This window comes from Corallococcus sicarius (genome assembly GCF_003611735.1).
GTDB classification, from domain to species: domain Bacteria; phylum Myxococcota; class Myxococcia; order Myxococcales; family Myxococcaceae; genus Corallococcus; species Corallococcus sicarius.
The window spans coordinates 1-19,806 of the sequence record NZ_RAWG01000178.1; the positions used below are offsets into that span (position 1 = coordinate 1).

At 70.1% G+C, this 19,806-nt stretch carries 20 protein-coding genes; 3 read left to right on the plus strand and 17 right to left on the minus strand.

Translation table 11 applies throughout. The annotated features are described in order from the left end of the window. Nucleotides 1–80 precede the first annotated feature (80 nt). The gene (locus D7X12_RS24805; protein WP_120627758.1) at nt 81–740 is read left to right on the plus strand and encodes a type 1 glutamine amidotransferase domain-containing protein; all 660 of its coding nucleotides are present in this window, start codon (nt 81–83) and stop codon (nt 738–740) included. A 4-nt stretch (nt 741–744) separates the two neighbouring features. Here the strand turns inward: D7X12_RS24805 and sufT are convergent, their stop codons facing one another. The 7 genes from sufT to D7X12_RS24840 are packed head-to-tail and all read right to left on the minus strand — an operon-like array spanning nt 745 to nt 7,017. Next, nucleotides 745–1,296: a putative Fe-S cluster assembly protein SufT gene (gene sufT / locus D7X12_RS24810; protein ID WP_120627759.1), complete on the minus strand. Its 552-nt coding sequence runs from the start codon at nt 1,294–1,296 to the stop codon at nt 745–747. Between the two features lie 11 nt (nt 1,297–1,307). Beyond that, nucleotides 1,308–1,760 (minus strand): Fe-S cluster assembly sulfur transfer protein SufU, encoded by a 453-nt coding sequence (gene sufU / locus D7X12_RS24815; protein ID WP_120612232.1) that lies wholly within the window; start codon nt 1,758–1,760, stop codon nt 1,308–1,310. Further along, on the minus strand, nt 1,757–2,986 hold the full coding sequence (locus D7X12_RS24820) for a cysteine desulfurase (protein ID WP_120627760.1): 1,230 nt from the start codon (nt 2,984–2,986) through the stop codon (nt 1,757–1,759). Before D7X12_RS24820 ends, sufU begins: the two co-directional genes overlap by 4 nt. Continuing rightward, entirely contained in the window at nt 2,983–4,311 is a 1,329-nt protein-coding gene (sufD, locus tag D7X12_RS24825) for a Fe-S cluster assembly protein SufD (protein ID WP_120627761.1), read from the minus strand. Before sufD ends, D7X12_RS24820 begins: the two co-directional genes overlap by 4 nt. Beyond that, nucleotides 4,308–5,093 (minus strand): Fe-S cluster assembly ATPase SufC, encoded by a 786-nt coding sequence (gene sufC / locus D7X12_RS24830; protein WP_120627762.1) that lies wholly within the window; start codon nt 5,091–5,093, stop codon nt 4,308–4,310. The genes sufD and sufC overlap by 4 nt, the downstream gene beginning before the upstream one ends. Further along, a complete protein-coding gene (gene sufB / locus D7X12_RS24835; RefSeq protein ID WP_120627763.1) occupies nt 5,093–6,532 on the minus strand; it encodes a Fe-S cluster assembly protein SufB in 1,440 nt (479 codons plus the stop codon). Before sufB ends, sufC begins: the two co-directional genes overlap by 1 nt. Then, nucleotides 6,529–7,017, minus strand: coding sequence for an SUF system Fe-S cluster assembly regulator (locus D7X12_RS24840; protein WP_120627764.1), 489 nt, complete (start codon nt 7,015–7,017; stop codon nt 6,529–6,531). Before D7X12_RS24840 ends, sufB begins: the two co-directional genes overlap by 4 nt. 242 nt (nt 7,018–7,259) lie before the next feature. Between D7X12_RS24840 and D7X12_RS24845 the strand changes: the two genes are divergently transcribed. Continuing rightward, nucleotides 7,260–8,459: an ABC transporter substrate-binding protein gene (locus D7X12_RS24845; RefSeq protein ID WP_120627765.1), complete on the plus strand. Its 1,200-nt coding sequence runs from the start codon at nt 7,260–7,262 to the stop codon at nt 8,457–8,459. A 33-nt stretch (nt 8,460–8,492) separates the two neighbouring features. On the opposite strand, the gene D7X12_RS24850 is transcribed toward D7X12_RS24845, so the two are convergent. The 6 genes from D7X12_RS24850 to D7X12_RS24875 are packed head-to-tail and all read right to left on the minus strand — an operon-like array spanning nt 8,493 to nt 13,217. Further along, the gene (locus D7X12_RS24850; RefSeq protein ID WP_120627766.1) at nt 8,493–8,672 is read right to left on the minus strand and encodes a hypothetical protein; all 180 of its coding nucleotides are present in this window, start codon (nt 8,670–8,672) and stop codon (nt 8,493–8,495) included. Next, entirely contained in the window at nt 8,662–8,946 is a 285-nt protein-coding gene (locus tag D7X12_RS24855; protein WP_147443795.1) for a hypothetical protein, read from the minus strand. Before D7X12_RS24855 ends, D7X12_RS24850 begins: the two co-directional genes overlap by 11 nt. Before the next feature lie 23 nt (nt 8,947–8,969). Next, complete coding sequence (locus D7X12_RS45125) at nt 8,970–9,845, minus strand: hypothetical protein (protein ID WP_147443796.1); 876 nt, start codon at nt 9,843–9,845, stop codon at nt 8,970–8,972. Beyond that, the gene (locus D7X12_RS24865) at nt 9,821–10,906 is read right to left on the minus strand and encodes a hypothetical protein (RefSeq protein WP_120627769.1); all 1,086 of its coding nucleotides are present in this window, start codon (nt 10,904–10,906) and stop codon (nt 9,821–9,823) included. The genes D7X12_RS45125 and D7X12_RS24865 overlap by 25 nt, the downstream gene beginning before the upstream one ends. 8 nt (nt 10,907–10,914) lie before the next feature. Beyond that, nucleotides 10,915–12,450, minus strand: coding sequence for a hypothetical protein (locus D7X12_RS24870; protein ID WP_341868240.1), 1,536 nt, complete (start codon nt 12,448–12,450; stop codon nt 10,915–10,917). After that, nucleotides 12,447–13,217: a TadE/TadG family type IV pilus assembly protein gene (locus tag D7X12_RS24875; protein ID WP_120627771.1), complete on the minus strand. Its 771-nt coding sequence runs from the start codon at nt 13,215–13,217 to the stop codon at nt 12,447–12,449. The genes D7X12_RS24870 and D7X12_RS24875 overlap by 4 nt, the downstream gene beginning before the upstream one ends. Nucleotides 13,218–13,460: 243 nt before the next feature. On the opposite strand from D7X12_RS24875, the gene D7X12_RS24880 reads away from it, so the two are divergent. Continuing rightward, nucleotides 13,461–14,123 carry a hypothetical protein gene (locus D7X12_RS24880; protein ID WP_147443797.1) on the plus strand — a complete coding sequence of 221 codons (663 nt, stop codon included), beginning with the start codon at nt 13,461–13,463 and terminating at the stop codon, nt 14,121–14,123. A gap of 34 nt (nt 14,124–14,157) precedes the next feature. Here the strand turns inward: D7X12_RS24880 and D7X12_RS24885 are convergent, their stop codons facing one another. From D7X12_RS24885 to D7X12_RS45610, 4 genes are all read right to left on the minus strand, one after another. After that, entirely contained in the window at nt 14,158–15,528 is a 1,371-nt protein-coding gene (locus D7X12_RS24885) for a DUF4388 domain-containing protein (RefSeq protein ID WP_120627773.1), read from the minus strand. 57 nt (nt 15,529–15,585) lie between these two features. Further along, nucleotides 15,586–16,416 carry a hypothetical protein gene (locus tag D7X12_RS24890; RefSeq protein WP_244224755.1) on the minus strand — a complete coding sequence of 277 codons (831 nt, stop codon included), beginning with the start codon at nt 16,414–16,416 and terminating at the stop codon, nt 15,586–15,588. A gap of 25 nt (nt 16,417–16,441) precedes the next feature. Next, nucleotides 16,442–17,647, minus strand: a complete 1,206-nt coding sequence (gene hemW, locus D7X12_RS24895) for a radical SAM family heme chaperone HemW (protein ID WP_120627774.1) — start codon at nt 17,645–17,647, stop codon at nt 16,442–16,444. A 13-nt stretch (nt 17,648–17,660) separates the two neighbouring features. Then, nucleotides 17,661–19,806 (minus strand): coiled-coil domain-containing protein (locus D7X12_RS45610; RefSeq protein WP_120627776.1); only part of this gene is annotated, 2,146 nt, incomplete at its 5' end.

Sequence of the window (19,806 nt, forward strand, 5' to 3'; positions counted from 1 at the left end):
CCCCTTCCCCGTCCCCCAGGGCATGGCCACCCTGCACGACGGACCTGTTGGAAACCCACGACTGCGGGAGGGGCGGAGCAATGAAGAAGCTGAAGGGGATGCGGGTGGCCGTGCTGGCGGCGGATGGCTTCGAGCAGGTGGAGCTGACGCGGCCGGTGAAGCGCCTGGAGAAGGAGGGCGCGCACGTCACCATCATCTCCCTCCACAAGGGCCGCATCCGGGGCATGAACCTGCTGGTGCCCGGCAAGAAGGTCCGCGTGGACGCCACGCTGCGCGAGGTGAAGGCCGCGGACTTCGACGCGCTGCTCTTGCCCGGCGGCTTCATGAACCCGGACTTCCTCAGGCAGAGCGCGCTGGCGCTGGACTTCGTGCGCGACGCGGACCTGCTGGACATGCCCATCGCGGTCATCTGCCACGGGCCGTGGCTGCTCGCGTCCGCGGGGCTGCTGGAGGGCCGGCACCTCACGTCCTGGCCCGGCATCCGCAACGACCTGGAGAACGCAGGCGCGCACTGGACGGACGAGCCCGTGGTGCGCGACGGCAACTGGGTGTCCAGCCGCGGGCCCCATGACCTGCTCGCCTTCGAGCACGCGCTGGTGGAGCTCTACGCGGAGCGGATGACGCCCGCCATCACCCAGCGGGATGTCACCGCGCCGCGCTGGCCCCGCCTCATCGCGGGAGGCCTGGCCGCCGTGGCCACGCTGGGGCTGGTGGCCCGGGGCCGCAAGGCGCTGGCCTAGCGCCTCACATCCAGCCCAGCTGGAGCTTCGCCACTTCCGACATGCGGCCCTGGTCCCACTGCGGCTCCCAGACGAGCTCCACGCGGGCTTCCTTCACGCCGGGCAGCGCGGACACCTTGGAGCGCACGTCCTCCACCAGCACCTGTCCCATGCCGCAGCCGGGCGCGGTGAGCGTCATCTCGATGTCCACGCGCTGGCCGCCCTCCTCCAGCGGCGTGGCCTTGCACGTGTACACCAGCCCCAGCTCCACGATGTTCACGGGAATCTCAGGGTCGTAGACCGTGCGCAGCTGCTCCCAGACCTGCTCCTCGCTGAACTCGCCGGGCGTGACGTCCGCGTCGGCCGCCTTCTCCTTCGCCGCGTACTCCTCGCCCAGCACGTCCGCGTTCTTCTGGTCGATGCGGAACAGCTGGCCGTACGGGTCCTGCACCGTGACGTTGCCGCCCAGCGTCTGCACCACCGTCAACTCCGAGCCCGCTGGCAGCGAGATCCTGTCCCCACTGGGGATGAGCATCGCGTCCACGTCGCGCTCGATGACCGTCATCGCGCCTCGCATCGTTCCCTCCCCTACTCCGTCGAAACCGACGTGGAGCGGCCATCCAGCGCCGCGTGCAGCGTGTGCCACGCCAGGCTCGCGCACTTCACCCGCGCCGGGAACTCGCTCACGCCCGACAGCACCGCGAGCTTGCCCAGCGTGTCCGGATCCACCTTCTCCGGCCCCTCCGTCACCAGGGTGTGCACGCGCTCGAAAATCGCCTCCGCCTCCGCGCGCGTCTTGTCCTTCACCGCGCCCGTCATCAGCGACGCGGACGCCTTGGAGATGGCGCACCCCTGGCCCTGGAAGCCGATGTCGCGGATGACGTCGCCGTCCATCCGCAGCGTGACGGAGAGCTGGTCGCCGCACAGCGGGTTGTAGCCCTCCGCCGTGCACGTCGCGCCCTCCACCACCCGGAAGTTGCGCGGGCGCTTGGAGTGCTCCAGCACCACCTCCTGGTAGAGGTCCTTCAGGTCCGAACTCACGCGAACACCTCCCTCACCTTGTGCAGCCCCTTCACCAGCGCATCCACGTCTTCCGGCGTGTTGTAGAGCGCCAGCGACGCCCGAGCGGTGGCCGCCACCCCGAAGCGCTTCATCAGCGGCTGGGCACAGTGGTGCCCGGTGCGGATGCAGATGCCCTCCTGGTCCAGGATGGTGCCCACGTCGTGCGGATGGATGTCCCCGAACGTGAACGACAGCACGCCTGTCTTGTTCGGCGCCGTGCCCACCAGCTTCAGCCCCGGCACCGCCTCCAGCGCCCGCGTCGCGTAGGCGAGCAGCCATTGATCATGCTGGGAGATGGCGGCGAGCCCCACGCCCTCCAGGTAGCGGATGGCCGCGGCCAACCCCACCGCGCCCGCCATGTCCGGCGTGCCCGCCTCGAAGCGGTGCGGCACGCGGTTGTAGACGGTCTTCTCCATCGTCACGGAGAGGATCATGTCCCCGCCGCCCTGGTACGGCGGCAGCGACTCCAGCATCGCCAGCTTGCCGTACAGCACGCCGATGCCCGTGGGCCCGAAGAGCTTGTGCCCGCTGAAGGCGTAGAAGTCACAGTCCAGGTCCTGCACGTCCACCGGGAAGTGCGTCACCGACTGCGCCCCGTCCACCAGCACCGGGATGTTCTTCGCGTGCGCCTTCGCCACCAGCTCCTTGATGGGGTTCACGGAGCCCAGCGCGTTGGACACATGGGTGATGGCCAGCAGGCGCGTGCGTTCGGTGAGCAGCGCGTCCACCGCGTCCAGTTGCAGGGCGCCCTGCTCGTCCACCGGAATGACGCGCAGCTTCGCGCCCGCCGCGTCGCACACCATCTGCCAGGGCACGATGTTGGAGTGGTGCTCCATCGCGGAGATGAGCACCTCGTCACCGGGGCCCACGTGCTTGCGGCCGTAGGTGGCGGCCACCAGGTTGATGGCCTCCGTGGTGCCTCGCACGAAGATGATCTCCCGCGCGTCCTTCGCGTTGAGGAAGCGGCGCACCGTCTCGCGCGATTCCTCGAAGGCCTGCGTGGCGCGCTCGGAGAGGATGTGCACGCCCCGGTGCACGTTGGCGTTGTCGTAGGTGTAGTAGTGCGTCAGCGCGTCCAGCACCGCCTGCGGCTTCTGCCCGGTGGCCGCGCTGTCCAGGTACACCAGCGGCCGGCCCCGCACCTCCTGCCTCAGGATGGGGAAGTCCCCCCGCACCCGCGCGAGGTCGAATCCAGGCCCGTTCATCCCGTCACCTCCAGCCGGGCACCGCCCGGCAGCTTCCCCGACAGCAGTTCTTCCACCCGCGCACGCACCGGCCCCTGCGGCACCGCGAGCACCAGCTCGCTCGCGAACGCCTGCGTCAGCATCCGCTCCGCTTCCGGCCGGGGGATGCCGCGCGAGCGCAGGTAGAACAGCGCGTTGTCATCCAGCCGGCCCACCGCCGTGCCGTGCGCGCACTTCACGTCATCCGCGAAGATCTCCAGCTGCGGCCGGGCGTCCACCTGCGCGCCCTCCGACAGCAGGAGGTTGCGGTTCGTCTGGCTCGCGTCCGTCTTCTGCGCGTCCTCACGCACGCGGATGCGCCCGTGGAAGGTGCCGCGCGCGCGATCATCCAGCACGCCCTTGTAGAGTTCCCGGCTGGAGCAGCGGGGCACCGCGTGGTCCAGGTCCGTGCGGTTGTCCAGGTGTTGCGTGCCCCGGCCCACGAACAGGCCGTTGAGCACGCACTCGCCGCCCTCGCCCGCGAACGCGGCGTGCACCTCGTTGCGCGCCACCGCCCCGCCGAACGAGAAGGCGTGCGACTGGAAGCGGCTGTCGCGCCCCTGCCGCGAGTACAGCCCGCCCAGGTGCAGCGCGGCGTCGCCCTCCGACTGCAGCTTGTAGTGGTGCAGGCTGGCGTTGTCGCCCAGCGACACCTCCGTCACCGTGTTGGTGAAGGTCGCCTCCGTCCCCAACCCCGCGTACGTCTCCACCAGCGTGGCCTCGCTGCCCTCGCCCGCCACCACCACCACGCGCGGGCTCGCCAGCATGGGCACGCCGCCACCGCGCGCGATGAAGAGCAGCTGCACCGGCACCTCGCTCAGCGCCCGGGGCGCGAGCGTGAGCAGCGCGCCCTCTTCCAGCAGGGCCGCGTTGAGCGACGTGAAGGCATGCGCCCCCAGCCGCGTGCGCTGGCCCAGCGTGCGCTCCAGCAGCTCGCCATCCTCGCGCAGCGCCTGCGACAGCGGCTTGAGCACCACCCCGCGCGGCAGGCCGGTGAGCACCGACAGCGCCGGCACGAAGCGCCCGTCCACGAAGACAAGCCTGGGGCCCGGCAGCGCCAGCCGCGCCACGGCCGCCGCCACGTCCTCGCCCGCGTACACGTCCCGCGCGGGCTGGAAGGGGTGCGCCGACAGCGCGGACAGCGGCGTGTACTTCCACTCCTCGTCCTTCGACGTGGGCAGCCCCGCCGCCTCGAAGTGGCGCAGGCCCTCCGCGCGCAGCGTCTTGAGCCACGCCGGCGCGTTCGCGCTCCCACGCGCCTGGAAGGCCCGGGCCATCTCCAGGTACTGCGCGAGGCCCGGCGTCATCGCCGCGCCTCCTTCGCCTTGCTGGCCCCGACGCCCTCCCCGCCCAGCCAGCTGTAGCCCTTCTCCTCCAGCTCCAGCGCCAGCTCGCGTCCGCCCGAGCGCACGATGCGGCCCGCCGCCATCACGTGCACGTGGTCCGGCACGATGTAGTCCAAGAGCCGCTGGTAGTGGGTGATCACAATCATCGCGCGGTCCGGCGCGCGCAGCGCGTTCACGCCGCCCGCGACGATGCGCAGCGCGTCGATGTCCAGGCCCGAGTCCGTCTCATCCAGCAGCGCCAGCTTCGGCTGGAGCACCGCCATCTGGAACACCTCGTTGCGCTTCTTCTCTCCGCCGGAGAAGCCCTCGTTCACCGAGCGGCCCATGAAGGTGCTGTCCAGCTCCACCAGCTTCGCCTTGTCCTTGGCGAGCTGCATGAAGTCCATGGCGTCCAGCTCCTCCTCGCCCTTCGCGCGGCGCTGCGCGTTGAGCGCCGTGCGCAGGAAGTGCAGGTTGCCCACGCCGGGAATCTCCACCGGGTACTGGAACGCCAGGAACACGCCCGCCTTCGCGCGGTCCTCCGCGTTGGACGCCAGCAGGTCCTTGCCGTCGAAGCGCACGCGCCCCTGTGTCACCACGTACGTCTCACGTCCCGCTAGCACGCCCGCGAGCGTGCTCTTGCCGGAGCCGTTGGGCCCCATGATGGCGTGCACCTCACCGGGGGCGACCTCCAGGTTGATGCCTTTGAGGATCTCCTTGTCGCCCACGCGCGCGTGCAGGTCCTGGATGCTGAGCAGCGACATCACCCCACGCTCCCTTCAAGGCTCACGCCCAAGAGCTTCTGTGCTTCCACCGCGAACTCCATCGGCAGCTCCTTGAAGACCTGCCGGCAGAAGCCATTCACAATCATCGACACCGCGTCCTCCTGGGAGATGCCCCGCTGCCGGCAGTAGAAGAGCTGGTCCTCGCCAATCTTCGACGTGGACGCCTCGTGCTCCACCTGCGCCGTGGGGTTCTTCACCTCGATGTACGGCAGCGTGTGGGCGCCGCACTTGTCACCGAGCAGCAACGAGTCGCACTGCGTGTAGTTGCGCGCGTTCGCCGCGCTCTTGAGCATCTTCACCTGCCCCCGGTACGTGTTCTGCCCACGCCCGGCGGAGATGCCCTTGGACACGATGGTGGACCGGGTGTTCTTCCCGATGTGGATCATCTTCGTGCCGGTGTCCGCCTGCTGCCGGTGGTTGGTGAGCGCCACCGAATAGAACTCGCCCACCGAGTCGTCGCCCTTGAGGATGACGCTGGGGTACTTCCAGGTGATGGCCGAGCCCGTCTCCACCTGGGTCCACGAAATCTTGGAGCCCTGGTGCGCGATGCCGCGCTTGGTGACGAAGTTGTAGATGCCGCCCTTTCCTTCCGCGTCGCCCGGGTACCAGTTCTGCACCGTGCTGTACTTGATGGACGCGCCGTCCAGCGCCACCAGCTCCACCACCGCGGCGTGCAGCTGGTTGGTGTCGCGCATGGGCGCGGTGCAGCCCTCCAGGTAGCTCACGGAGGCGCCCTCGTCCGCGACGAGCAGCGTGCGCTCGAACTGGCCCGTGTCCACCGCGTTGATGCGGAAGTACGTGGACAGCTCCATGGGGCACTTCACGCCCTTGGGCACGTAGCAGAAGGACCCGTCGCTGAAGACCGCGGAGTTGAGCGCCGCGAAGAAGTTGTCGGAGAAGGGCACCACCGTGCCCAGGTAGCGCTCGATGAGCTCCGGGTGCTCGCGCACCGCATCGGAGAACGAGCAGAAGATGACGCCCGCCTTGTAGAGCTTCTCCCGGAACGTGGTGGCCACCGACACGGAGTCGAACACCGCGTCCACCGCCACGTTCTGCAGCCGCTTCTGCTCCTCCAGCGGGATGCCCAGCTTCTCGTAGGTGCGGAGGATCTCCGGATCCACCTGCGACAGGCTGTCCTTCTTCGGCTTCTGCTTGGGCGCGGAGTAGTAGCGGATCGCCTGGTAGTTGATGGGGTGGTACTTCACCGCCTGCCAGGTGGGCTCCTTCAGCGTGAGCCAGTGCCGGTATGCCTTCAGGCGCCAGTCCAGCATGAACGCGGGCTCCGCCTTCTTGCGCGACAGCACGCGGATGACGTCCTCGTCCAGACCGGGCGGAAGCGTGTCCGACTCCACGTCCGTGACGAAGCCCGCCTGGTACCCCTTGCGGGTCAGTTCCTGGATGGTTTCGGTGCTGCTCATGACCGGACTCCCGTCACGGAAGAAGGAAGGGCGCTGGAGAGCCCCAGGCCCACCAGGCGATCCGGCATGCGCGGCGCCGGCGCCCGCAGGTCCGCGAGCGTCAGCCGCCCCAGCGCTTCCTGGATGGCCTGGTTGATGAGTCGCCAGTGGCCCCGCACCTGGCAGACAGCCTCCAGCTCACAGGGCACCGCGGGCGACGTGTGCTGGCCGCACTCCGTGAGGGCCACCGGGCCCTCCAGCGCCGTCACCAGCTCCGCCAGGGAGATGGCCTCCGCGGGGCGCGCCAGGCCATAGCCTCCGCTCGCGCCGCGGTGGGACACCACCAGCCCCGCCTGCAACAGGCCCTTGAGGACCTTGCTCGCGGACGGAAGCGCGACACGTGTGCGGGCCGACAGCTCTCGCGTGGTGCGGGTTTCCCCGTCCGCGCGCGCCAGTTCGGTCATCAGCACGATGCCGTAGTCGGTCATCTTGCTCATCCGGAGCATGTGTGAGGGTGTCTCCTGTGGCTTCGCGGGCCCGATGCCCGACGGCCTCTTACGTAATGTGGACCTATTCAGTCCACATTCAAATCAGGGTCACACCCGCGCACCTGCCGGGAGGGCGTCCAGGGTGGGCACCGCCCAACGCCCGCCCCGAGCCGGTTCGCCGCCCTGCGGCAGGTCAAGCTAGGGTGCGACCGTTCGCTTCCCGCTTTCGCTTCAAGCTTCAAGACAGGAGAGCCCCACCGATGCGCCGTCCCCTGCCCCTGCTGCTCACCGCGCTGGCCCTCGCCCTGGTGGGCTGTGAGAAGAAGTCCGCCCCAGCGCCCACGGCCGCGCCCGCGTCCCAGGAGGGCTCGGCCACGGCCGCCCCTCCGGGTCCGCCGCCCGCGGGCACCCTCCTGATTGGCGAGGTGGGCAGCCTCACCGGCTCCGAGGCCACCTTCGGCATCTCCGCGCGCAACGGCATCGACCTGGCGCTGCAGGAGGCCAACGCCGAGGGCGGTGTGCGCGGCCAGAAGCTGGTGGTGCGCGTCTACGACAGCCAGGGCCGCCCGGAGGAAGGCGCCCAGGCCGCCACCCGGCTCATCGCGCAGGACAAGGTGGTGGCGCTGCTGGGCGAGGCCGCGTCGTCCGTGTCCATGGCCATGGCGGACAAGGCGCAGGCCGCGCGCGTGCCCATGATTACGCCCACGTCCACCAGTCCGGAGGTGACGAAGAAGGGCGACTACATCTTCCGCGTCTGCTTCATCGACCCGTTCCAGGGCCTGGTGATGGCGAAGTTCGCGCGGGAGAACCTGAAGCTGTCCAAGGTCGCGATGCTCGTGGACAACAAGAGCGCGTTCTCCGTGGGGCTGGCTGAGGTGTTCGAGCAGAAGTTCAAGGAGTTCGGCGGCGAGGTGCTGGGCCAGGAGAGCTACTCCAAGGGCGACACCGACTTCCGCGCGCAGCTCACCGCGCTGAAGAACCGCAAGCCGGAGGCGGTGTTCGTGCCCGGCTACTACACCGACGTGGGCATCATCGCGCGGCAGGCGCGCGAGGTGGGCCTGCGCGTGCCGCTGCTGGGCGGTGACGGGTGGGACTCCGACAAGCTCTTCGAGCTGGGCGGCTCCGCGTTGAATGGCAGCTACTTCTCCAACCACTACTCGCCGGACAACCCGGACCCCGTCGTGCAGGGCTTCCTCAAGAAGTACAAGGCCGCCTACGGCGCGGTGCCGGACAGCGTGGCGGTGCTCGCGTACGACGCCGCGCGGCTGCTGGTGGACGCGATGAAGCGCGCGCCGGACACCAGCGGGCCCGCCATCCGCGACGCGCTCGCCGCGACGAAGGACTTCCCGGGCGTGGCGGGCACCATCAACCTGGACGCCAACCGCGACGCGGTGAAGCAGGCCGTGGTGATGAAGGTGCAGGACGGCAAGGCGGTGTTCGTCACCACCGTGAAGCCGTAGCGCTCCACCCGTCCCGGCCGCCCGTCCCCGACGTCAGGGGATGGGCGACTGGATGATGTAGTAGATGGACTGGAAGTAGGTGTTGAGCGAGCGCAGCAGTTGGATGAGGAACGGCCAGCTCAGCACGGTGAAGCCGAAGAACGCCGCCGTGATGACGCCGTACTCCGCCATGGCCTGGCCGCGCTGGAGGCGGCGCTGGAGGCTAGTGGGCATCGTGAGTCCCCGCTGAGTCGCCGCCCTTCGCCTTGTTGCGCTCGCGCTTGTAGGCGGCCGGGTCCGCGCACTTCTTCATGCACTTGTCGCGCGCCTGGCCGGCGATCTGGATGCACATGGCCACCGCGTTCTTCGCGGTGTCCTTGCACACCTTCTCCATCTTGGCCTTGTCCTCCGCGCACCGGCGCTCGCACTTGGAGGCGCCCATGCCCGGCGTCGCCCACAACAGCGCGCCCATGCCCAGTGCCAGGGCTCCCCTGGTGAACCGCATCATCGTCCGCTCCTTTTCGCGCCCGTTCATGGCGCGCCCTGGGCCCGCATCAGCGACAGGTGGAACTCCACGTCGCGCTGCGCGGCAGGTTGCCGCAAGGTGGCCTGTCCGCGCAGCCCCGTGCGCGTCAGGGTGATTTCGGTCGTCTGGAAGCCCGCCGGGCGGCCCTCGGACACGTTCCAGCCCTGGGTGCGCAAGAACTCCCGGTAGCCCTGCTCTACGTCGGGGAGCGTCGTGTCCGGCACCCGGCCCGTCACGGTGACGTTGGTGGCGCCCTCCATCCGCAGCGACAGGGACGCCGCGTCCTTCAGGCCCTGCGGCACCGGGACGCCGTCCGGCACGCGCCCCGCGCGCTCCAGGTAGCGGGCCATGCGCGCGGAGGAGACGAAGACCATCGTCTCACCGCCCTGGTGCAGCGTGGACATCAACCGGACCTCGTCGTCCTTGGGAACCCAGTAGCCCACGTAGCCGGCGTTGTCGTTGAAGCGCATGCCCACGACGGGCAGCCCCTGGTCCAGGAGGAACTTGCGGTAGTGCTGCAGCACCTGGTCCGACGAGTCCTTCGTCGCGAACCACGCCACGGCGATGGGCGTGTCCGGGCCCAGGTAGTCCGCGGCCAGCGCCTCCGGACGGCCCCCATTGGGGTAGGGCGGGAAGTACGACAGCGTGCGCGCCAGCACCGCCTCATCGTGCTTCGTGCGCTCCAGGCCGCGCGCCTCTTCCGCCACCGCGTCCACGGCCGCTTCGGCCCGCTCCAGCTCCGTGCGGGTGCCGCCGTAGCGGACCTCCTCCCAGCCCATGCCGAGGAGCGTGCCCGCCACGGCCACCGACACCAGCACCGCCGCGGTGCGGAAGGCGGGGTGCGTGGCCCACTGCATCAGCACGACTCCGAGCTCTTGCACCCCATGTACCACTCACCGCGCTCGGGGTGATCATAGGTGCCGCGGTTCTTGTCGTCGTCCCAGTCGCGCCACTCCTGGTTGAAGTAGCGCGTGCTCCCCTCCTGGTCCACGGTGTTGGCCGGTGTCTGCATGTTGGCCAGATGCGGGTGGATGGACAGGTACGGGTCCGAGGGCGCGTCCTCGAACGCGTACAGCATCGTGCCGTCCAGCAGGTCCTCGGTGATCTTGTCCCGGAACTCCTCATGGCTGGCCACCATCTGGTAGTAGGTGTTGACGTTCGTGTAGGTGTTTTTCACGCGGTCGTACATCTCACCGCTGCCGTCCGACGGGGAGATGTCCGCATCCTCCGTCAGGGCCCAGGTGTCGGTGAGGATGGCCATCCGCTGCTCGGCGAGGAAGTAGGCGTTGCCGTCCTCGCCGCCCACGCCCTGCTGCGCGTTGTCGTGGACGTTCTCCACGCCTTCCTGCTTCCAGTTCTTCTTCGTCAGCTTCACGCCATCGCTGAACTCCGGCAGGAACTCCTCCGGCAGCAGGTAGTTCTCCACCACCGCGCGGGCGGAGCACTTGATGAGGCCGCCATTGGTGAACTCGTCCCCGTAATCGTCCGCCAGGCCGCCCAGGGCGCCCGCGCCCTTGTCCGGCGCTTCACACGTCACCTGCTTGGCGTCGGTGTTCATCCAGCAGACGTGGGCGACGACCGCCGTGTGGTGGTCCGTGTCCTCGCAGTCCGCGTAGTTGCTGCCGGACATGACATCCGGCCGGTCGATGCCGGACTCGTGGTCGCAGTACGTCAGCCGGGCGTTGTGCTGGACGCTGGAGAGGCCGCCCTGCGGGCCCGTGCCGCCGCCGCCGCTCTGCTTGAGGGCCTTCGTATAGTCCTGCGTGGTGAAGTCCCACACCGTGGTGACCGCGGCTTCCTGCGCGTCCAGCGAGTAGCGCAGCAGGTCGTCCAGGAAGAGCGCGTACATGAAGATGGGGATGAGCGCGATCATCGACAGCGCCATCTCCACGGAGGCGGCCCCCCGGAGGGCACGGCGGGACGGCGTCACCAAGCGCGGCATCAGGCGGCTCATAGCGTCAGGTCCTTGGCGCCCGCGAGGTCGGCCGCGTCCGAGTTGCCGGCGTTCTCCAGCACCTCCGACGCCTCATCGGAGGTGAAGGGGTGCAGCTTCACGCGCCAGTAGGGGTTGAAGAGGCCCGGGGCCTCCTTCCAGCCGTTGGGGCCCAGGCGGTGGTAGTAGACGAGCGCCTTGGACAGCGCCGCGCCCTCACCCGGCGCGAGCCGCAGCTGCCCCTTGCCCTGGGCACCGTGCGTGAGCGCGAAGGAGCCGGTGTCGTTGAGCTCCCACGGCGCGCGGTCCGCGTCGCCCACGAAGAACTGCTTGGTGACGTAGCTGTAGACGCTCGGCTGGCCCCAGTCCTCGCTCGGCTCGTCGGTGGCGCGGAACTTCATGAAGCAGTTGCCGCTGCCCGAGCAGCTCATCAGGTCCTTGGTGTTGATGCCCTTGAACTCGTCGTGGTCCCCGCTGTGGGCCCCGCTGGGGGTGTGGCTGCCGCCGCTGTCGCTGCTCTCGACGACGGCCTCGTAGTTCCAGGCGCCGAAGCCGTGGCGCCACTGCTGCATGATGTAGCCGTGCTCGTCGGCGACGACGACCTTGCCCTCGTTGCCGCCCACCTGGCCGGGACCGTGGATGTTGCTCTTGGTCTGGGCGACCTTCGCCGTGCCCTGGTGGCCGAGGATCATGTGGGTGCCCTCGCTGGGGATGTCCTTGAGCAGGTCCTGGATGAACTCGCTTTTGTAGTAGGTGGGCAGGCCGTTCATGATGACCGGGAGGCTGCGGTTGGCCGCCCAGCCGGGGCGGGACGCGTTGGAGATCTCCGTCATCACCCGGGCGCGGGCCTCGTTGCTGCTGCCGGCGCGCGGGCAGTTCATCCCGTCCACCGCGCAGTCGAACTCGGTCGAGTTCATGCTGCCCACCGACGAATTGAGGTCGCTGGCGCCCTTGGCGCTGTACTCGGTCAGCTCCAACAGGCTCGCGGACTGGCCGTCGCGCAGCGCGTTGCGGGCCGCGCGGTGGGCCGACTTCTGCGATTCGTGGATCTGGTCCGCCATGCGGTTGAGATCATGGATGACCTTGTTGAAGGCCTCCTCCACGCCCTGGACCTTGTCGTCGTACTCGCTGGCCTTGTCGCTGTAGTCCATGGCGATCATCAGCGCTTCGAGCGCGTCGATGCAGTGCTGGATGTTGTAGGGCGGGCACTGCGCGGCCTCCAGGCCCGCGATGATGAAGAAGCTCATCTGCCCCGCGCGCATCATGTCGCCGGTGGCGCTGGCCGCGGCCATGTACCCGTGCACGGACGTCATGCCGACGTAGGCGGAGGCGATGGCGCGGTTGCTGACCGCGTAATAGTTGAGCGCGCGGGCCTCCACGACGCCCATGGAGTAGGCGAGCGCGTCGCTGTGCTGCTGCAGGCTCATCTTCTCGCGCAGCGCGTGGCTGAGGTTGAAGCTCAGCGTCGTCATCAGCGCCAGCAGGAGAAACGACAGGCACGCGAGCACCAGGGACTGGCCCCGAGCCCGCCGCCGCGCCGGAGCGGACCTCACGGTTCGAACGGGAAGATGCATTCGTTGTCCTCCGGAAGCGCCTTCTGCGTGAGGTAGAGGTTGGAGTGCATCCGCATGATGTACGTGGCGCGGATGGGCATGATGTAGAGTTTGTTGTCCGCGGCGGCGTCGTACGGGGCCATCTTCTTGAAGATGAACTCGTCGCGGGCCCCGTCATTGCCCAGCCGCAGCACGTACGGCAGGTTGCGACCGCGCGCGATGTTGTAGATGACCATGTCCGCGAACGGGATGGGCATCCGGTAGTTGAACGTCACCTGCACGCTCAGCTTGGTGCGCAGGCTGTCCGCCCAGCCGTTGGCGCCGGAGGCGACCTTCGGGTCGTCGAAGTCCATCTCCTTGTTGTCGTGGGAGCCGGACCCCATGTTCCCCTTCAGGGGGCCGCAGATGGTCACCTCCGCGAACTTCAGGCCGGAGGCGTCCGCCATCTGATTCTTGCTGATGTCGCCGGACTCCCACTTGGTCTTGAAGTCCTGCGCGCTGGTGATGGGCTTGATGGTCTCCGCGCCACCGTTGGCGGCCTGGCTCACCATGGGCAGCAGCACCGCCAGGGCGGCGCGCTCCATGGTGGGGATGTCCGCGTTGTGGATGGAGCCGGCGCGCACGGCCTTGTAGGCCGCGTACTTCGTGAGCAGCCGCGCCTGGTGCATCAACCCCAACTGGAGGATGCCCAGCAGCAGGAATACGAATAGGGGCAACACGATGGCCGTCTCCACCGCCACCTGGCCTGATTCGTCGCTGCGACGCATGCTTCGCCCCTGTACTGAAAAAACCCCAGGGTGGGAGCCTTCCCGACCCATTGTGCCGCTACCTTACCGCCAGGAGGCCGCCCTCCGGGAATCGGCCAAGTGGCCCGGGGAGGCGAGCCCGCCCCCCGGCTTGCTGACATTATCGGCCAGGCAGGTTCCCGGGGTGCTTGACGCTGTAGGGTCCTCATGGTTGGCACGGGTCATCGCGCAAGGTGCGCTGGAGGCGATTCGATGAACTGGCACATGGCGAAGCGAATGGGCGTGGTCCTGGCGGTGGCGTTGCTGGCGGCCTGCGATGACAGCGGCGGGGGCACCGACAAGCCGGACGGCGGCGGGGGCGGTGGCAAGGAGGCGTCCGCCGGCCCCGGGCTGGGCAGTTCCACGGCGCAGCCCCAGGGCGCGTCCTTCACCCTGCCCGCGGGGCTGACGCTGGAGAGCCCCATCAAGAGCTTCTCCCCGGAAAATCCGGTGGACTGCGACGACAAGTTCCGGGACGAGGGCAAGGGCAGCGGCGAGGACGTGACCCTGTGCCTCATCTTCAACAACACCACGGGCGGTCCCATCACCCTGACGCTGCCCCCGGGCCTCATCTTCGTGTCGAAGGACGGGGACATCCAGAACGGCCTGCTCGCGCAGCGGGTCACCATTGAAGTGCCGGCCGGTGAGCGCTACTTCGTGCCGCTGTTCACCTACTGCGCCAACCAGCCCCGCTCCACGAGCGGCGTCGGGCAGGACTACGCGCTGGGCCCCGTCATCGAGTACCCGGGCTTCAAGGAGATGTACTCGCTGCTCGAGGGCAAGACGCTGGAGCGCCCGGACATCGTGCCCATCCAGCGGGCGGTGACCCACCTGACGAACGGCGAGGGGCTGTCCGACGCCGACCGCGCGGCCCTCAAGGCGCTGTAGTCCCCGTCCGGCGGGTTCCGTCCGGCGGCGGGCCTCACCGTCGCCGGGCGATGTCCTGGATGAGCTGCACGTAGCGGCGCTGCTGGGGGTTCAGCTTGAAGGCCTTGCGCAGCGCGTCCTCCGCGAGCGCCCACTGGCCCTCCCCCCGCGCCACGTCGCCCAGGAAGGCCCAGCCCTCTTCCAGCGCGGGCTCCTGGCGCACCAGCTCCTGGAGTTCCTGGATGACGAGCCGGCCGTGGGCCTCCGGCTTCATCAGGTAGCGCGCCCAGGCGCGGTGGGCCTGGTAGAGCGGCCGGGGGTCGATGTCGCAGGCGTACTCGAAGTATTCGAACGCGCCCGCGAAGTTGCGCGCCTCCAGGCGCCGCTTCGCCTCGTCGAACTGGGTGGTCGCGTCCAGCAGGTCGGTGCGGATGCGGAACTGTTCGGCCGCGGTGGGCCGGCCGGTGCCCCGGGCCTTCTCCCGCTGGGCCTGGCGGCGCTTCTTCCACAGCGCGTTCTGCTCCGGCTCCGACAGCGCGCCGTAGGCCCGGGCATAGGCGGCGAGCAGCCCCTCCGCCTTCTCCTTCAGCTCCGCCGTGTGGAAGCGCAGCGGGGAGAAACGGTCCGCGGCGGCGAGGAACGCCTTCTTGAGCGCCACCGGCTGCACGTCCTCCGGCACGTCCAGGAGGCTGAACGGATCCTGGCTCCGGTGGGAGAGGAACGCGCCCAGCAGGCACAGGGCGTAGAGCCTGCGCAGCACGGACTCCATGTCGAAGCCGGTGCGCTCCAGCAGTTCGTTGAAGGTGGGCCGCTGGCGCAGGGCCTGGAAGAGGCGCGCGTCCCTGGACGACAGCTTGGGCGCGGACTCCACGCCGGGCATCTGTCCGAAGCGGCGGTCGTCGGTGAAGGTGAAGTGCGTGGTGACGGCGTCGAAGGGCAGCACGGTGGAGACGCCGGTGAGGATGAGCTGCGCGCTGTTGGCGCGCACGGTGGCGTCCGGGGGCTCCACGTCGGAGATGAGGCGGTAGCGCGCCTCCGTCCAGCGGAAGCAATCCAGCAGCTTGTGCGCCAGGTTCGCCTGCAATTGCTTGTAGAGGTCGAAGGGGCTGATGAGCGCCTTCTGCACGAGCAGCGCGCCCATCTGCAGGCCGGAGGACACGCTCTCCCCCAGGGCCTTCTGGTAGTCGCCTTCCGTGAGGCGGCCCTTCTCCACCAGGTACTTGCCCAGCGTCTCGTGCAGGAGGTTGGAGTGGCACGCCACCGGGGCGCCGTCCTCGAAGGTGATGCGCTTCTCGCGCTGGCGCACCTTGAGCTCCAGCGTGCAGGTGCGCTCCTCCACCATCAGCGCGTGCAAGAGCAGCGGGAAGGGCGTGTCCGCCAGCGTTCCCTCCCGCTGGCGCAGCACCTGGGACGGTGAGGGGAACATGCGCGGGGCGGGCCTCGTGGCGGCACGCGACAAGCCCGGGAGCGGGCCTCGCGCGGGCTATTCCGCGTCGTCCCCGCCCAGGTCATCCGTGGCGTAGGGCTCATCGTAGGGCCCATCCTGGTAGCGCTGGTAGCCCCCGGGCAGCGCCTGCGTGGGCAGGTAGCGGGTCGCGTAGGCCCCCACGCCCATCATCACCAGGGCCACGGCGGCGTACGTCAGCGGGCGGGACGGGCGCGCCCGGTAGGCCCACCAGCGGTCGCGGCGGCGCTGGAAGCGGGGCGCCACGGTGTACTCGCGCCAGGCGGCGTCGCGCGTGGCCTTCGCCTCCGCCGCGAGCCCCTCCTTCGCCAGCACGCGGGACAGCAGCACGCGCCCCTCCACCGAGCCCTGGCGCACCTGGAGGAAGCGCTCCAGGGCCTCGCGCGCGCCCTTGAGGTCGCCGTGCAGCAGGCGGAAGCGGCCACGCTCCAGGTCGATGGCGCCCTGCTTGTAGTCGGCGTCCAGGCGCGCGGCCTCATCCAGCAGCAGCTCGCCCTTGGGCGCCTCGCCCGCGCCCAGGTAGGCCACGCCCAGCAGATACAGGGTGTCCACGTCGTCGTCGCCCGCGTCCAGGTTGGGGCGCAGCAGGTCCACGGCTTCCTGGTAGCGCTTCTGGCCCAGGCGGATGTCGGCCAGCTCCGCGCGGGCGCGGCGGTCGTGGGTGTTGGTGAGGATGGTGCCGGCCAGCGCTCCGGCGCGCTGCCACTTCTTGAGGGCGCGCACCGGACTGGGCAGCACCTGGAGGGTGAAGCGGTCCGCCGTGAACAGCAGCAGGGCCAGCACGGCCAGGGACACGAGCGGGCTGCCCGTCAGCATCGTGAGGCCCATCCACATCAGCCACTTGGTCAGCACGCTCGACGTCCTTCCTCATCCACTAGAGCAGCCGCGCACAGACGGCGCTGTGCACGTCCGCGCCACGCTCCGTCAGGGCCAGCCTGCGCCCGTCCCGCGTGGCGAAGCCATGGGCCACGAGGCGCTCCACCTCCGCGCGCCGGGGCTCCACCGGCTGGCCGTATCGCTCACACACGGCCTCCCAGTCCACCCCCGACACCAGCCGCAGGCCCATGCTCAGTCGCTCGGCGAAGAGTTCCTCCGGCCCCAGCGCCTCGCGGCTCGCCTCCGGCACCCGGCCCTCCTCCACCGCGCGCAGGTAGGCCTCCGGGCTGCGCAGGTTGACGTAGCGGTGGGGCTCCGGCGTCAGCAGCATGCCGGTGGCGCCCACGCCCAGCGCCAGGTACTCGCCGCCCGTCCAGTACAGCGCGTTGTGCCGCGAGCTGAAGCCGGGGCGCGCGTGGTTGGACACCTCGTAGCGGGACAGGCCGTGGGCGCCGTACACGTCGCGCACCGTGCGGGCCATGGCCACCACGTCGTCGTCCTCCGGCAGCGAGAGTTCCCCGCGCGCCAGCTGCTTGGACAGGGGCGTGTCCTCCGCCAGCACCTCGCGCTCCACCGTCAGCGCGTAGGTGGACAGGTGCTCCGGTTGCAGCGCCACCGCGCGGTGCGCGTCCGCCTCCACCTGCGCGCGCGTCTGGCCATGCACGCCGTAGATGAAGTCCAGCGCCACCACCGGGAAGTCCGCCTTGCGCGCCGCCGCCACCGCGCCCTCCACCATGGCCGCGTCGTGCGCGCGGCCCAGGGCCTTCAGCGTCTCCGGCTGGAAGGACTGCACGCCCAGGGACAGCCGGTTGATGCCCGCGGCGCGGTAGCCGGCGAAGCGCTCCGCATCCGAGCGCTCCGGGTTGCCCTCCAGCGACACCTCCAGCCCCGGGGCGAGCGACATGCGCGCGGCGATGCCCTCCAGCACGCGCGCGACGTGGCGCGGGTGCCACAGGGACGGCGTGCCCCCGCCCAGGAAGAGGGACTCCAGCGGCTTCGTCCGGAGCTCCGGGTTCAGGGACAGCCGCGCGTCCAGCTCCGCCAGCACCGCGTTCGCGTACCGCTCCTCCGGCACCTGGCGCGCCACGGCCACCGCGAAGTCGCAGTAGGGGCACTTGGCCAGGCAGTACGGGAAGTGCAGGTAGAGCCCGAAGCGGGCCGCCTGCATGCCCGTCAGCGGATCCGTGGGCGCGGCGAAGGACATGGAGGTGGAACCTCTACTTCAGGGCCTTCAATTGCGCTTCCAGCCTCGCCACCTTCGCCTTGGTGCTGGCGGCCGATTCGAGCGCCGCCTCGGCCGCCATCAGCTTGCGCTTCATGGAGGCCAGGTCCGCCTTGAGCTGGTCGCGCTCCTGGGCCCATTCGGCGGGCACGGCCGCGCCCGCTGCGGGTCCGTCCTCGAGCTGGGCTTCGAGCACCTGCCGGGCGGCCTGCTCGGCCTGGAGCGCGGCGCTGACCTGGGCAAGCTTCGCCTCCAGCGCGGCCTTGTCTCCCTGCGAAGTGCTGCCGGACTGCGTGAGCTTCGCTTCGAGCGCCGTCTTCGCGGCCTGCTCCGCCTGGAGCGCGGTGGTCGCTTGCGCGAGCTTCGCCTCCAGCGCGGCCTTCGCGGCGTCCAGGTCCTTCACGCGGGCAGCCTGTGCTTCCGCGACGCGGCGCTTGGACTCGGAGGCTTCGAGCGCGCCCTCCACCATCTTCACGCGCTGGTGGAGCCGGTCCACCTTGTCCGCTTCCGCACGGGCCGCCTCCAACTGCTCCGTGAGGGACGCCAGCTCTTCACGCTGTCCGCCCTGCCCCACTGACAGCGCGTCCACGCGCGCTTCGGCCTCGGCGGCGTTCACCCGGGCGTCCGCGGCCTCGGCTTCCACCGCCTCGCGCCGGGCCCGCTCCAGCGACAGCTCTTCCTGCGCCTTGGCGACCAGGGCCTGCAGGCGCTGCAGCTCCGCCTCGCGCTGACCCGAGGCCGTCTCCAGCATGGACACGCGCGCCGCGAAGCCGATGCGCTCCGCCTGCGTGGTGGCCACCTTGCGCTCCACCGCGGCGAGCTGCTGCGCGTGCTCCTCGCGCTCGGCGTGCGCGGCCGTCACCTGGGCCGTCAGCTCCGCCACCTTCGCCTCGGCCTCGTGCACCGCTTCGCCGAGCGCCGCCGCGTCCGATTCCATCCGGTCGCGCAGCGACATCTGCTCGGCCTCGGCCGCCTCCAGCACTTCGCGCAGCGAGGCCAGCTCCGACTCGGCCATCCGCGCCCGGACCTCCGCCGCCTCGACCTCCTCGCGCGACCCTTCCCGCGCCTGGGCCAGCTCCGCCTCCAGCGCACGGACGCGCGCCTGGGCCTGGCTGGCCTCCGCGGCGCGGCCTTCCAGGGCGCTGCGCAGCGAGGGCAGCTCCGCGGCTTCCCCCGTGCGCGCGGTGAGCGCGGCGCGCAGACCCACCGCGTCCGCGTCCTTCAGCGCGAGCGACCGCTCCAGCTCCGTCACCTGCGTCTGGAGCGAACGAAGCCCGTCCTCCACCACCGCGAGCTGCCGGCGCGCGGCGTCCCGCTCCTCCTCCAGTTGCTTCGCGCGGGTGTGCGCCTCCTCCAGCGAGCTGCGCGACCAGTCGCTCTCGCTCTCCAGCGTGCCCAGCGAGCCCTGCGCCTCCGCGAGCGCCGCCTCCAGCTGGCCCATGCGCAGCGACAGCGCGTCGCGCTCCGTGGTGAGCGTCTGGACCTCGGCGGTCAGCCGCTCCACGTCATCGAGGACGGACTGGTACTGCTCCTGGACGGCCTCCAGCGCGCCCTGGGCCTCGGACTTGCCCGCGGCCAGCTCCGCCACCCGGTCCTGCGCGAGCCCCAGCGCCTCCTTGGCGCCGACCAGCTCCTCGGCCATGGAGCCGCGCGACTCGCGTTCCGCCTGGAGCTCCTCCGTCAGCCGGGGGACCTCCGACTCCACCTCCGCCAGGGCGCGGGACAGGTCCTTGCGGTCCGCTTCCGACGCGGCCAGCTCCGCCTCCAGCGCGGCGATCTTCGCCTGCGCCAATTGCGCGCGCTGCTCGTCCTGGGCCTGCGACCTTCCGGGGACGCCCGCCGTGGCCGCGTCCTTGCGCGCCTTCTCCAGCGCGGCCCGCAGGGGGGCCAGCTCCGCCTCGCGCTCCGCGTACAGCGCGCGCGCCCGGGCCAGCGTCTCCGTCTTCTGCTTCAGGATGCCCCGGAAGAACTCCAGCTTCTCCTCGGGCGAGCCGCCCATGGGCAGCCGGGGCTCGGCGGGCTCCGCGAACGGGTCCCCCTTGCCGGGGCTGCGCGCCGCGGCCGCTGGGGACAGGGGCGCGGTCGTGGGCCTGTCTCTTATACAGATCTGACGCTGCCGACGACTAGTCGAGTGGAGATCT

Coding starts and splice junctions, on each gene's coding strand:
- D7X12_RS24805 (WP_120627758.1), top strand. CDS start 81: ATGAAGAAGCTGAAGGGGATGCGGGTGGCCGTGCTGGCGGCGGATGGC.
- sufT (WP_120627759.1), bottom strand. CDS start 1,296: ATGCGAGGCGCGATGACGGTCATCGAGCGCGACGTGGACGCGATGCTC.
- D7X12_RS24820 (WP_120627760.1), bottom strand. CDS start 2,986: ATGAACGGGCCTGGATTCGACCTCGCGCGGGTGCGGGGGGACTTCCCC.
- sufD (WP_120627761.1), bottom strand. CDS start 4,311: ATGACGCCGGGCCTCGCGCAGTACCTGGAGATGGCCCGGGCCTTCCAG.
- sufC (WP_120627762.1), bottom strand. CDS start 5,093: ATGTCGCTGCTCAGCATCCAGGACCTGCACGCGCGCGTGGGCGACAAG.
- sufB (WP_120627763.1), bottom strand. CDS start 6,532: ATGAGCAGCACCGAAACCATCCAGGAACTGACCCGCAAGGGGTACCAG.
- D7X12_RS24840 (WP_120627764.1), bottom strand. CDS start 7,017: ATGCTCCGGATGAGCAAGATGACCGACTACGGCATCGTGCTGATGACC.
- D7X12_RS24845 (WP_120627765.1), top strand. CDS start 7,260: ATGCGCCGTCCCCTGCCCCTGCTGCTCACCGCGCTGGCCCTCGCCCTG.
- D7X12_RS24850 (WP_120627766.1), bottom strand. CDS start 8,672: ATGCCCACTAGCCTCCAGCGCCGCCTCCAGCGCGGCCAGGCCATGGCG.
- D7X12_RS24855 (WP_147443795.1), bottom strand. CDS start 8,946: ATGATGCGGTTCACCAGGGGAGCCCTGGCACTGGGCATGGGCGCGCTG.
- D7X12_RS24865 (WP_120627769.1), bottom strand. CDS start 10,906: ATGCCGCGCTTGGTGACGCCGTCCCGCCGTGCCCTCCGGGGGGCCGCC.
- D7X12_RS24875 (WP_120627771.1), bottom strand. CDS start 13,217: ATGCGTCGCAGCGACGAATCAGGCCAGGTGGCGGTGGAGACGGCCATC.
- D7X12_RS24880 (WP_147443797.1), top strand. CDS start 13,461: ATGGCGAAGCGAATGGGCGTGGTCCTGGCGGTGGCGTTGCTGGCGGCC.
- D7X12_RS24885 (WP_120627773.1), bottom strand. CDS start 15,528: ATGTTCCCCTCACCGTCCCAGGTGCTGCGCCAGCGGGAGGGAACGCTG.
- hemW (WP_120627774.1), bottom strand. CDS start 17,647: ATGTCCTTCGCCGCGCCCACGGATCCGCTGACGGGCATGCAGGCGGCC.